Genomic DNA, 13510 nt, shown 5'->3' on the forward strand with positions numbered 1-13510 from the left:
AGACGTTGGGTGGCAGTCTGGGCGCGTTGTGCGGTGGTTGTGGGGATGCGCTTGAAACTCAGTTGTTGCCCTGGATGTCGGCCATAACGACAGTCATAACAACAAGACACAGGTGCATTTATGCTCAATCCGCGAGACGTGAAAACCGTTCAGGATGCCAAGCGTATTGTCGAAGAGCGCGGCCTTAGCCATATCAAGGTTGGGGTGTTCGATAACGATGGCGTGATGCGCGGCAAATACCTCTGCCGCAGCAAGTTCTTTTCTGCCCTCGACAGCGGCTTTGCCTTCTGCGATGTGGTACTCGGCTGGGACGTGAAGGACCAGCTCTACGACAACGCCCAGTACACCGGCTGGCACACGGGTTACCCGGATGCCCCGGTGCGGGTGTTGCCGCACACCTGCCGTGAGTTGCCCTTCGAGAACGGCATGTTGCTGTTTATCTGCGAGTTTGCCGAAGCGGCGGAAAAAGTCTGCCCGCGCGGCACGCTGCGCCGGGTGGCCGAGCGCTGCAAGGCCATGGGTTTTGATGCGTTTGCGGCGTTGGAATATGAATTCTTCATGTTCGATGAAACCCCGGAGTCGGCCCGCGAGAAGGGCTTTCGCAACCTCAAACCCTTTACCCCGGACTGGTTTGGCTACTCGATGATTCGCAACTCGGTGCATGCCGAGCTGTACCACGAGATTCTCGAAATGGCCGAGCGCATGGATTTCCCCATTGAAGGCCTGCACACCGAGACCGGTCCCGGCGTGCTGGAGGCGGCGATTGCCTATGACCGCGCCGAAGCTGCGGCTGACAAGGGTGCACTGTTCAAGACCTTTATGAAGGTACTGGCCCAGCGCAACGGTCTGATGGCCACCTTTATGGCCAAGTGGTCGGGCAAGTATCCAGGGCAGAGTGGGCATATCCATGTCTCCCTGCGCGATCTGGCCAGTGGTAAATCGGCATTCTATGACCCAAGCCAGGCGCACAACATGAGCACGATTCAGCGCCACTTTCTGGCCGGTCAGCAGCGCCTGATGCCGGAACTTCTCTGCATGGTGGCGCCGACGCTGAACAGCTACCGCCGGCTGATCCCCGGTTTCTGGGCACCCACGGATGCCACCTGGGGCGTGGAAAACCGCACCGCTGCGCTGCGGGTCATTCCCGGCAGCGACAAATCCCAACGTCAGGAATACCGTCTGGGTGCAGCCGACGGCAATCCGTTTCTGGCCCTCTCGGTGGCGCTTGGCTCTGGTCTGTACGGGGTGATGCAGCAATGGGAGCCGACCGCGCCGGTGGTGGGCAACGCCTACGCCATGAAGCACCCCGAGGCGCTGGCCCTGCCACGCACCCTGTGGGATGCCGCGCAACGGCTGAAAGCCTCGACGGCGGCGCGGGAGCTGTTTGGTGATGAGTTTGTCGAGCACTTTGCCGCCAGCCGTGAATGGGAAGAGCGCGAATACCGCCGGCATGTCAGCGACTGGGAACTGGATCGCTACTTCGAAATTATCTGATGCGCTGCCTCGCGGCAGGCACCAATAGACACAGGGGCTAGAGGCGCTGGGTTGGGTGGAGGGGGCTGTTTTCCTTTACCCGCGTATTGGTGGATGGATAAAGCGTCATCCGCCAATACGAGATCCAGGCTTGTAGAGTCACAGCAGACCTCCTGTTGTTCGCGACAGGATTCTAAGGTGCAAGCAATGAGCAAACTGCAATGCATTTCTCCCATCGACGGCTCGGTGTATGTCGAGCGCCATCTGGCCTCCAATCCGGAAATTCAGGCGGCCCTGGCCAAGGCCGAACTGGCGCAGCAGGCCTGGAGAAACACGCCACTGGCCGAGCGCATCGCCATCGGGCGCAAGGCGATTGCCGCCTTCGCCGCCAAGGAAACTCAGCTGGCTGAAGAACTGTGCTGGATGATGGGGCGGCCGATCCGCTATGCCGCCGGCGAGGTACGCGGCTTTGTCGAACGCGCCAGTTATATGGCCGATATTGCCGAGAAGGCCCTGGCGGATATCCAGGTACCGGAAAAACCCGGGTTTATTCGTTTTATCCGCCGCGAGCCGCTGGGCGTGGCGCTGGTGATCGCGCCCTGGAACTACCCCTACCTGACAGCGGTAAACGCGGTGATGCCGGCACTGCTGGCCGGCAATGCGGTGCTACTGAAACACTCGGCGCAAACTCCGCTATGCGCCGAACGTATGGTCGAAGCCTTCAGTGAGGCCGGTCTGCCAGATGGGGTGTTTCAGTACCTGCACCTGAGCCACGGCGAAACCGAGGCATTGATTCAGGCACCGAGTATCAATCACGTGGCCTTCACCGGCTCGGTGCCCGGCGGCACCATGGTCGAACGGGTGGCGGTGGGGCGCTTTCTCAGCATCGGTCTGGAGTTGGGTGGCAAGGACCCAGCCTATGTGCGCGCCGACGCCGACCTGACTCACGCGGTGGAAACCAGCATTGATGGCGCGTTCTTCAACTCCGGGCAATCCTGCTGCGGTATCGAGCGCATCTACGTGCACGAATCGCTGTATGACGCCTTTGTCGAGCAGGCGGTGGCGCTGGTCAAGCAGTACAAGCTGGGTCGCTCCGACGATCCGGACACCACGTTAGGTCCACTGGTGCGTGCCGAGGCGGCGGACTTCGTGCGTGGGCAGATCCACGATGCCATCGAGCAGGGGGCCACTGCTCATCTGGTACCGGCCGATTTTGCCCTGGACCATCCCGGCTCGCAGTACCTCGCGCCGCAAGTGCTGACCAATGTGCACCATGGCATGCGCGTGATGACCGAAGAATCCTTCGGCCCGGTGGTGGGTATTCAGAAGGTCAAGGATGATGATGAAGCCCTGGCGCTGATGAACGACAGCGAGTTCGGCCTGACGGCCGCCATCTTCAGCCGTGATGTCGACGCCGCCATGGCCCTGGCCGAACGGGTGGAGGCGGGCACGGTGTTTCTCAATCGCTGTGACTACCTCGACCCGGCGCTGGCCTGGACCGGGGTGAAAAAATCCGGGCGCGGTTGCACCCTGTCCAGCGTCGGCTTCGAGCAGGTCACCCGGCCGAAATCCTTTCATCTGAAAACCAAGCTGTGAGGCGCGCCATGGACCTGAATCACTTCCGTATGAACTGGAACTACCCGACCTCGGTGCGCGTCGGTGTTGGTCGTGCCCGCGAGTTGCCGGCTGCCTGTCAGCAACTGGGCATGAGCGCGCCACTGCTGGTTACTGACCCCGGCCTGGCCGCTTTGCCGATGATCGAACGGGCGCTGTTGCACTGCAGTGATGATGGCCTCAAGGTCGGGTTGTTTCATGGCATCAGGGGCAACCCCACCGGGCAGAACGTGATGGATGGGGTGGCCGCATTCAAGGCCGGCAAGCATGACGGGGTGATCGCCTTTGGCGGCGGTTCGGCGCTGGATGCCGGCAAGGCGATTGCCCTGATGGTTGGCCAGGACCGGCCGCTGTGGGACTTCGAGGACATCGGCGACAACTGCAACCGCGTCAATGTTGCCGGCATGGCCCCGGTGGTGGCGGTGCCGACTACCGCCGGCACTGGCTCGGAAGTGGGGCGCGCCTCGGTGATCACTGACGATGCCGCGCATATAAAACGCATCATCTTTCACGCACGCATGCTGCCGGCGCTGGTGATCCTCGACCCGGAACTGACCCTCGGCCTGCCAACCAAGATCACCGCTGCCACCGGTATGGACGCGCTGTCGCATAACCTGGAGGCGTTCTGCTCACCGCTGTTCCATCCTATGGCCGAGGGCATCGCCCTGGAAGGCATGCGTCTGGTGCAGCACTACCTGCCACGCGCCGTGGCGCACGGAGGTGATGTGGACGCGCGTCTGCAGATGCTGGTGGCCTCCAGCATGGGCGCCACGGCATTCCAGCGCGGCCTGGGCGCCATGCATGCCCTGGCCCACCCGCTGGGCGCGCTGTACGACGCCCACCACGGCCTGCTCAATGCGGTGCTGATGCCCTATGTGCTGGTCGCCAACCGTGAGCGCATTGAGCCGCAGATGGAGAAAATAGCGCGCTACCTGGATCTGGCCAAGCCCGGTTTCAATGGCGTGCTGGAGTGGGTGATGGCGTTGCGTGAGCAGGTCGGTATCCCGCATAGCCTGGGCGAAATTGGTATTGATGACACGCGCATCGAGCAGGTCGGGCAGATGGCTGAGGTCGATCCTTCTGCCGGCACCAACCCGATTGCTTTTACCGCTGCGCAATACAGTCAGCTTTTCGAAAAAGCCCTGCGCGGCTCTCTCTAGATCTGCCATCTAGCCCGGCGCCGGTTGCTAAGCAGCCAGCGTCGGGTGGCGCTGTAGCGAACTGATACATGACTCTCCGGTTCTTGGCTTGCGCTGGCCGCGCGTGACTCCTTATAGTCCGCCGGCATTTAAGCGCGCCCGGCTTGCGCCTGCCCGGCTGCAAGCAGGGCCTGTTACCGCAATGGTGAGAGGCCATGATCGAAATAAAAAACCTAACCAAGCGTTTTGCGCAGCACACGGCTGTTGACGACCTGTCCTTCAGTGTTAAGCCCGGTGAAGTGCTGGGCTTTCTCGGCCCTAACGGGGCCGGCAAATCCACCACCATGAAGATGCTTACCGGCTTTCTGGCGCCGACATCAGGCTCAGCCAGCATTCTCGGTTTCGATATCCAGAAAGACACCCTCAACGCCCAGCGGCAGATCGGTTATTTGCCCGAAGGCGCGCCGTGCTACGGCGATATGACGGTGCGCAGCTTCCTCGAATTTATCGCCGAGGTGCGCGGTTTCAAGGGCATCGAGAAGCGTGAACGGGTGGCCAAGGCGGTCGCTCAGGTCGAGCTGGAAGGCGTGCTGGAACAGAGCATCGAAACCCTGTCGAAAGGCTTCAAGCGCCGCGTCGGTCTGGCCCAGGCGATTCTGCATGACCCCAAGGTGCTGATTCTCGACGAGCCCACCGACGGCCTCGACCCCAACCAGAAGCACCAGGTGCGCAAGCTGATCCAGAGCCTGGCCCACGACAAGATCGTGATCATTTCCACCCACATCCTCGAAGAAGTCTCGGCCGTGTGCACCCGTGCGGTGGTCATCGCTCACGGCAAGCTGCTGGCCGATGGCGCGCCGCTGGAGCTGGAAAGCCGCTCGCGTTATCACCAGGCCGTCACCCTGGTGGCCGATGAGGCGTTGGATCAAACCGCGCTGGCGGCACTGCCGGGCGTGGCCGGGGTGGAAGAAAACACCCCGGAACACAGCTTGAGCGTGCTGGCCAAACCGGGCGAGGTGATTTTCCCGCAGGTCAATGCGCTGATCGTCGAGCGCGGCTGGAAGGTGCGTGAATTGAATGTTGAACGCGGGCGGCTGGATGAAGTGTTCCGCAGCCTGACCCGTGGGGAGGTGGTATGAGTCAGTTATCGGTGGTCTTCAAGCGCGAGTTGGCGAGCTACTTCGCCACGCCGCTGGCCTACGTGTTTATCCTGATCTTCCTGGTACTGTCCGGGGTGTTCACCTTTTACCTGGGCGGTTTCTTTGAGAGCGGTCAGGCCAACCTGGCGCCGTTCTTCAATTTCCACCCCTGGCTGTATCTGTTCCTGGTGCCGGCGATTGCCATGCGCCTGTGGGCCGAGGAGCGCAAGAGCGGCACCATCGAGCTGCTGATGACCCTGCCGATCACCCGCTTTGACGCGGTGACCGGCAAGTTCCTCGCCGCCTGGGTGTTTGCCGGCCTGGCGCTGCTGCTGACCTTCCCGATGATCATCACCGTCAATTACCTCGGTGAGCCGGACAACGGCGCGATCATCACCGGCTACATCGGCAGCTGGCTACTGGCCGGGGCTTATCTGGCCATTGGTTCGTGCATGTCGGCACTGGCCAAGAATCAGGTGATCGCCTTTATCCTGGCCGTCAGCGTGTGCTTCCTGTTTATCGTCAGCGGCTTCCCCATGGTGCTCGACGGTTTCAGTGGCTGGGCACCGCAATGGTTGGTGGATGCGGTGGCTTCCCTGAGCTTCCTGACCCGTTTCGATGCGATCAGCAAGGGCGTGATCGACTTGCGCGACCTGCTGTATTTCCTCACCCTGATTGCCGCCTGGTTGGCGGCAACGGCGGTGGTTATCGATCTGAAGAAAGCTGACTGAGGCCGCCCATGAAAAAGCTGATGGTTTCCAGCGCCGGGCTTGCACTCATTGCCCTGGCGTTTCTTGCCTTCAACCTGTTCTCCAGCGTCAGCCTCAGTGGCGTACGTCTGGATCTGACCGAGCAGAAGCTCTACACCCTCTCCAGCGGCACCGAGCAGATTCTCGCAGAACTGGACGAGCCGGTGGAGCTGAACTTCTTCTACTCCGACACCGCGACCAAGGACCTGCCGGCGCTGCGCACCTATGCCAAGCGCGTCGAGGAAATGCTCAAGGCCTACCAGCGCGAGGCCGGTGACAAGCTCAAGCTGACGATCATTGATCCGGCGCCGTTTTCCGAGGACGAAGACAAGGCCGCTGAGTTCGGCCTGCAGGGTATTCCACTGCAGCAGGGCGGCGACTCGATCTACTTCGGCCTGGCCGGCAAAAATGCCGAAGGCCAGACCCAGGTGATCCCGTTCTTCGCCCTGGATCAGGAAGAGTTCCTCGAATACGAACTCAGCCGTCTGGTGCAGAGCCTGGCCAAGCCCGAGCGGCCGGTGGTCGGCGTATTGTCTGGCTTGCAGGTCAATGGTGGTTTCGACATGGCCGCGCGTCAGCCGACACCGGCCTGGATGCTGATCGAGGAAATTCGTCAGCTGTTCCAGATCGAAAGCCTCAAGCGCGATGTCGACCTGATCCCGGAAAAGGTCTCGGTGCTGCTGCTGATCCACCCCAAGCAGCTGCCCGAGCAGACCCTGTATGCGATTGACCAGTTCGTCCTGCGCGGCGGCAAGTTGCTGACCTTCGTCGACCCGTTCAGCGAGGCCGATAACCAGGCCGAAATGCCCGGCGAGATGGTGGTCGACAAAGCGTCCGACCTGCCCGCACTGTTCAAGGCTTGGGGCTTGCGCATGGTGCCGGACCAGGTGCTCGGCGACGGTTCCTACGCCATGTCGGTGAGCATGGGTGAAGGTCAGCGTCCGGTGCGTCACGCTGCCTGGCTGAGCCTGCCGAAAAACGCCCTGGACAAGGACGACATCAGCACCGCCTCGCTGGAAACCATCACGGTGGCCACCGCCGGCATGCTGGAACCGCTGGACGGCGCGAAAACCCAGTTCATCCCACTGGTGCGCAGTTCGCAGTACGCCATGCCGTTTGATGTCAAACGCTTCGGCATGCTGGCCAACCCGGAAGAGCTGATCCGCGAACTCAAACCCACCGGCGAGCGCTACACCCTGGCGGCGCGCATCAGTGGTCCGGCACAAACGGCCTTCCCTGATGGTATCGAGGGGCAGAAGGATGGCCTCAAACAGGCCGATAACATCAACGTGATCGTTGTGGCCGACACCGACATGCTCACCGACCGCATGTGGGTGCAGGTGCAGGACTTCTTCGGCCAGCGCATCCCGCAGCCGTGGGCAGACAACGCCGGCTTTGCGATCAACGCCCTGGACAACCTGGCCGGTTCCGAAGCCCTGATCAGCGTGCGTTCGCGCGGTCGCTTCACCCGGCCGTTCGAGGTGGTGGACGCCATTCAGCGTGAGGCCGAGGTCAAGTTCCGCGAGAAGGAACAGGCCCTGCAAACGCAACTGGCCGATACCGAGCAAAAACTCGCCGCCCTGCAGCAGAGCGAGGACCCGAGCAAAACCCTGGAACTGACGCCCGAGCAGCAAGCCGCGGTGCAGCAGTTTGTGCAGCAGAAACTGGCGATCCGCAAGGAGTTGCGCGATGTGCGTTACCAGCTGAATGCCGATATCGAGGCCCTGGGCAGCACGCTCAAGTTCCTCAATATCGCCCTGGTGCCGCTGGTGCTGACCCTCGGCGTGCTGGCACTGTGGCTGTGGCGTCGGCGCAAGCACGGCTGATTCCGTTAGTGCCTGCAAAGGGCCGCTTGATGCGGCCCTTTGTTTTTGTGCTTCTTTATGGACCGTGTGGGAGGGGCTGTCGGCTCTGGCATCCTGCTTCGCGATCCACAGGGATGTGGTGAATGCCGCAGACCCGCCGGGAGCGGGTGCGGCCTACCTCCTGCATCCATGCAGTCGCAGTCGCGATAAAAGCGATTAAAAGCCCGCCGCTAAAGCGCCTCCCACGCTATTGCCACTCTGTCTCTGTAGGCGCGGGCTTGCCCGCGATCAAGGCCATAAAGCATCGCGGCCAAGGCGGTAATTCAGGGTCTAAGCGCAGTGCAGCCAAAAACCGCAACTCACGCCATAATGCCCCGCGCGCCTATGCGCCAAGCGGATCGCCGTGACCGATCTAACCAGTCCTGTTTCACCTGTCTTGAGGATTAATTAGATGCCGACTCTCCTGGTCAAAATATTCGAAGGCCGCAGCGATGAGATCAAACGCGAGTACGCCAAAGCCCTGACCGACGCGTCGACCAACGTGCTTGGCTGCGATGCCAGCGCGGTGGATGTGATCTTTGAAGAGGTCAAAAAAGGCGACTGGGCCACTGGTGGTGTGATGTGGTCTGAGCGCGACTAGTCGGCTTTCACCTCGGCACATGGTGATGGGTTACGCCGCTGTGCGGCTAACCCATCCCGCGCCCGCCTTTCCACCTTATGAATATCGCTGCATAGCTTGTCCTGTATGGCCTGTAGCCTTCCTGCAAAAAGTGCTTTTCAGTCATAAACGCTGTTTTATACTCGGCTTTCGGTGATGGCCGGGCACTTGCCTGCAGGCCGCGCCAAACAATAAAAACTGCATGCTGGAGATACAGGTAATGGCTGAGCGCGAGACAGGCACCGTCAAGTGGTTCAATGATTCCAAGGGTTATGGCTTTATTCAGCGCGAGAGCGGCGCGGACGTGTTTGTGCATTTCCGTGCGATCCGTGGCGAAGGCCATCGCACCCTGCTCGAAGGGCAGAAGGTCGAGTTCGCCGTGACCCAGGGGCAGAAGGGCTTGCAGGCTGACGACGTGTCCGCCGTTTAAGCCCATTCCCTCAGTAGAAAGCCCATCGCCGATGGGCTTTTTGCTTTCTGCCCTTCGGTCGTTTTCCCCTAGGCAAAAATGCGACAATCGCCGCCTTCCTGCTCTTCCCCTTGACTCCACCCCCGCGATTACCCGATGACCGACGCCACGCCCGCTTTTGATCAACTGCTGAAAAACCTCGACCAGACCCTGCTGGGCGATCGTCCTCGTCTGCGCCGCCAGTTGCAGGAGCTGCGCAAGCAGACGCCGGTGGACGAGGCCAAGCTGGCGCAGTGGCTGCAGCGCTTTGAGGCGTCCAAGGCCAAGGTCGAGGCGCGCCGTTTGAGCGTGCCGACCCTGCGCTACGACGACGCGCTGCCAATTGCCGCCAAGCGCGATGAAATCAAAGCCGCCATCGCCGGGCATCAGGTGGTGGTGATCGCCGGGGAAACCGGATCGGGCAAAACCACCCAGTTGCCGAAAATCTGCCTGGAGCTGGGCCGTGGTGTGCACGGGCTGATCGGCCACACCCAGCCGCGCCGCTTGGCTGCGCGCAGTGTGGCCACAAGGGTGGCGGAAGAAATCGGCACGCCGCTGGGCGAGCTGGTCGGCTATCAGGTGCGTTTTGAGGACCAGAGCAACGAACGCAGCCTGATCAAGCTGATGACCGACGGCATTCTGTTGGCGGAAACCCAGCACGACCGCTACCTGGAAAAGTACGACACGATCATCGTCGACGAAGCCCACGAACGCAGCCTGAACATCGACTTTCTGCTGGGCTTTCTGAAAACCCTGCTGGTGCGCCGGCCTGATCTCAAGCTGATCATCACCTCGGCGACCATCGATTTGCAGCGCTTCTCCGAGCACTTTGGCGGCGCGCCGATTGTTGAGGTGTCCGGCCGCACCTTCCCGGTGGACACCTGGTACCGGCCGCTGGCCGCCGAGCAGGATGAAGACGGCAACCGCGTTGAGGAAGACCTCTCGGTCGATCAGGCGATCCTCGCCACGCTGGATGAAATCAGCGCCTTTGAAAAGGCCGAAGGCAAACGCCCCGGCGATGTGTTGGTGTTCTTGCCCGGCGAGCGCGAGATTCGCGACGCTGCCGAGGTGCTGCGCAAAGCCAACCTGCGCCTGACCGAAGTGTTGCCGCTGTATGCGCGCCTGACCCCGGCCGAGCAGCAGAAGATTTTTGCGCCCATGGGCGCGCGCAAAATAGTGCTCGCCACCAACGTCGCGGAAACCTCGCTGACCGTGCCGGGCATCCGCTATGTGATCGACAGCGGCACGGCACGCATCAGCCGCTACAGTTACCGCGCCAAAGTCCAGCGCTTGCCGATTGAGGCCATCAGCCAGGCCAGCGCCAACCAGCGCAAGGGCCGTTGCGGGCGGGTCGAGCCGGGCATCTGCATTCGCTTGTACAGCGAGGACGATTTCAACGGTCGCCCGGCCTTTACCGATCCGGAAATCCTGCGCACCAATCTGGCGGCGGTGATTTTGCAGATGCTTCATCTGCGCCTCGGTGAGATCAACGCCTTCCCCTTTATTGAGCCGCCGGATGGCAAGGCCATCAGCGACGGTTTCAACCTGCTGCAGGAACTCTCGGCGGTCAGCCGCGAAGGTCAGCTCACGCAGTTGGGTCGCCAGCTGGCGCGCTTGCCGGTGGACCCACGCTTGGGTCGCATGGTGCTGGAAGGGGCCAAGCAGGGCAGCCTGGAGGAAATCCTGATCATCGCCAGCGCGCTGTCGGTGCAGGATGTGCGCGAGCGCCCGTCCGACCGCCAGCAAGCCGCCGACCAGGCCCACGCGCAGTGGAAAGATGTCGATTCCGACTTCGCCGCCTTGATTAACCTGTGGCGCGGTTTTGAAGAACAGCGTCAGGCCCTCGGCTCCAGCGCCCTGCGCAGTTGGTGCCGGAAGAACTTCCTGAATTATTTGCGCCTGCGCGAATGGCGCGACGCGCACCGTCAGCTGGTGCTGATTAGCCGTGATTTGCAGCTGTCTGCAGGTGACAACGCGAAGGGTAGGAGCCAGCTTGCTGGCGATTCGGGCGCTCAGGCAACTAAGCCTTCGAGCCCAGAAAGTCATCGCCGCAATGCCACACCCCAGCTCTCCGCTGCGCAGAAAGAAAAAGAGCTGGCCGAAAAAGACCAGGCCGCGCAAAAAGCCAAAGGCTACGCCGCCGTGCACAAGGCAATTCTCGCCGGTCTGCTCAGCCAGATCGGCCAGAAAACCGAAGACGGCGATTACCTCGGTGCTCGTCAGCGGCGCTTCTGGGTGCATCCGTCCTCAGTGATCGGCCGCAAGAAACCCAGCTGGCTAATGGCCGCCGAACTGGTGGAAACCACCAAGCTGTTCGCGCGCATGGTCGCCAAGATCGAGCCGGACTGGATCGAGCCGCTGGCCAGCCACCTGATCAAGAAAAACCACCTCGAACCGCACTGGGAGAAGAAGCGCGGTCAGGTGGTGGCCTACGAGCAAATCAGCCTGTACGGCCTGATCGTGGTCGGTCGTCGTCCGGTGCACTTCGGTCCGGTTGATCCCGTGGCCTCGCGCGAGCTGTTTATCCGCGAGGGCCTGGTGGGTGGCGAGATCAACTCGCGCGCCAAGTGCCTGACGGCCAACCGTGAACTGCTGGAGAAACTCGACGAGCTGGAAGCCAAGGCGCGCCGCCGCGACATCCTCGCCGATGAAGAAACCCTGTTCGCTTACTACGACGCGCGTCTGCCCGCCGACATCTACCAGAGCGCCAGCTTCGACAGTTGGTACAAAACGCAAAGCGCCAAGAATCCGCAGCTGCTGCTGATGCGTGAAGAGGATGTGTTGGCCCGTGATGCGAAGGAAGTCACCGCCGCGCAGTACCCGGACACCCTGCGCCTGGGTGAACTGACCTTGCCGCTCACCTATCACTTTGAGCCCAATCACCCGCGTGACGGCGTGACCCTGCGCGTGCCTGCGCCGCTGTTGCCGCAACTGCCGCCCGAGCGGCTGGAGTGGTTGGTGCCAGGCTTGCTGGAGGTCAAATGCATGGCCCTGGTGCGTGGTCTGCCCAAGGCGCTGCGCAAGAACTTTGTCCCCGTGCCGGACTTTGTCGGCGCTGCTTTGGACAAGATCAATTTTGCTGATGGCAGCCTGCCCGAAGCCCTGGGTCGGGAGCTGACGCGCATGACCGGCACACGGGTCAGTGACGAGGCGTGGGCCGAGTCCGCCGCGCAGCTCGAAGGCCACCTGCGCATGAATATCGAAGTGGTCGACAACCAGGGCAAGCCCTTGGGTGAAGGCCGCGACCTGGCCGAGCTGACCGCACGCTTTAGCGAGGCCACCCAAGCCGGTTTGGCCTTACCGAAAACCGCTAAGAGCCAGCAACCGGTGGAGGCCAAGGCCTTTAGCGAAGTGGCGGCCAAGACTCAACAGCAGGTCGCCGGCCTGTCCATGACGGTCTACCCGGCGCTGGTGGAAGAGGCGGGCGTGGTCAAGGAAGGGCGCTTCCCGACCCTGGCCGAAGCCGAATTCCAGCATCGCCGCGCCCTGCAGCGTTTGCTTTTGCAGCAGTTGAGTGAACAGACCAAGTTCCTGCGCGGCAAACTGCCGGGGCTGACCGAGCTGGCGCTGCTCTATCGCGAGCAGGGCCGCGTTGACGCGCTGGTTGAAGACATCCTGCTGGCCAGCCTCGACAGCTGCATCCTTGAAGGTGCTGAGCCGCTGCCGCGTGACGGTGCTGGCTTGGCCGCCCTGGCCGAACGCAAACGCAGCGACTGGACCACTGAGGCCGAGCGCCTGGCCAAACTGACCCTGGAAATACTCAAACTCTGGCACGGCCTGCAGAAGCGCTTCAAAGGCAAGATCGACCTGGCCCAGGCCATGGCGCTCAACGACATCAAGCAGCAGCTGAGCCATCTGGTGTATCCCGGTTTCGTCCGCGAAACCCCGGCGCAATGGCTTAAAGAAGTGCCGCGCTACCTCAAAGCCATCGAACAACGCCTGGACAAAATCGCCGCGCAGGTACAACGCGACCGCGTCTGGAGCGGTGAGTTGGCCGGCTACTGGGAGCAGTACCAAGCACGCCTCGCCAAGCACAACCAGGAAGGCAAACGCGACCCACAACTGACGCTCTACCGCTGGCTGCTGGAGGAATACCGCGTGTCACTGTTCGCCCAGCAACTGGGCACCAAACTGCCAGTATCCGACAAACGCCTGAGCAAGCAGTGGAACAGCGTTGAGGCTTAGCGGCTTAGCGGGTCGTGGTGTCGGCGCTTAGCGCCGATAGCTGCTACGTTCCAGCGTGGCAGCAAGTCTATGACGACGTTCAGGGATCACTCAATTGGAAGCCGGAGCGTCGAGGGCTGCTTTCCCGCGCATAAGGTTCGACGCCTCGACTTGGGAACGATCTGAAAAGTAGCCAATTAGTCTTAACCCCCTAAGCGGGTTTGCTCACCGACGTAGGATGGGTGGAGTGAAGCGATACCCATCAGGCAAACAGGTTGGCCAAGGTGTTTGGCCGATAGCAGCATGGGTATCGCGATGCTC

General features: G+C 61.7%; 9 protein-coding genes. All 9 read left to right on the forward strand.

Going from position 1 to position 13510, the window contains the following annotated elements; all coding sequences use genetic code 11:
• Positions 1 to 120 precede the first annotated feature (120 nt).
• The 9 genes from DBR00_RS01190 to hrpA all read left to right on the forward strand — a co-directional run bounded on the left by DBR00_RS01190 (position 121) and on the right by hrpA (position 13210).
• Entirely contained in the window at positions 121 to 1494 is a 1374-nt protein-coding gene (locus DBR00_RS01190; protein ID WP_108487104.1) for a glutamine synthetase family protein, read from the forward strand.
• Between the two features lie 186 nt (positions 1495 to 1680).
• Positions 1681 to 3069, forward strand: coding sequence for an aldehyde dehydrogenase family protein (locus DBR00_RS01195; protein ID WP_108487105.1), 1389 nt, complete (start codon positions 1681 to 1683; stop codon positions 3067 to 3069).
• Positions 3070 to 3077: 8 nt separating this feature from the next.
• On the forward strand, positions 3078 to 4247 hold the full coding sequence (locus DBR00_RS01200; protein ID WP_108487106.1) for an iron-containing alcohol dehydrogenase: 1170 nt from the start codon (positions 3078 to 3080) through the stop codon (positions 4245 to 4247).
• 194 nt (positions 4248 to 4441) lie between these two features.
• Entirely contained in the window at positions 4442 to 5365 is a 924-nt protein-coding gene (locus tag DBR00_RS01205; protein WP_108487107.1) for an ABC transporter ATP-binding protein, read from the forward strand.
• Positions 5362 to 6096: an ABC transporter permease subunit gene (locus tag DBR00_RS01210; protein WP_108487108.1), complete on the forward strand. Its 735-nt coding sequence runs from the start codon at positions 5362 to 5364 to the stop codon at positions 6094 to 6096. Before DBR00_RS01205 ends, DBR00_RS01210 begins: the two co-directional genes overlap by 4 nt.
• A gap of 8 nt (positions 6097 to 6104) precedes the next feature.
• The gene (locus DBR00_RS01215) at positions 6105 to 7940 is read left to right on the forward strand and encodes a Gldg family protein (RefSeq protein ID WP_108487109.1); all 1836 of its coding nucleotides are present in this window, start codon (positions 6105 to 6107) and stop codon (positions 7938 to 7940) included.
• A 430-nt stretch (positions 7941 to 8370) separates the two neighbouring features.
• A complete protein-coding gene (locus DBR00_RS01220; RefSeq protein ID WP_108487110.1) occupies positions 8371 to 8559 on the forward strand; it encodes a 4-oxalocrotonate tautomerase in 189 nt (62 codons plus the stop codon).
• A 238-nt stretch (positions 8560 to 8797) separates the two neighbouring features.
• On the forward strand, positions 8798 to 9007 hold the full coding sequence (locus tag DBR00_RS01225; RefSeq protein ID WP_090251540.1) for a cold-shock protein: 210 nt from the start codon (positions 8798 to 8800) through the stop codon (positions 9005 to 9007).
• Positions 9008 to 9142: 135 nt separating this feature from the next.
• Positions 9143 to 13210, forward strand: a complete 4068-nt coding sequence (gene hrpA, locus DBR00_RS01230) for an ATP-dependent RNA helicase HrpA (RefSeq protein WP_108487111.1) — start codon at positions 9143 to 9145, stop codon at positions 13208 to 13210.
• Positions 13211 to 13510 lie beyond the last annotated feature (300 nt).

The organism is Pseudomonas sp. HMWF032, assembly GCF_003060885.1.
Classification (GTDB): Bacteria; Pseudomonadota; Gammaproteobacteria; order Pseudomonadales; family Pseudomonadaceae; genus Aquipseudomonas.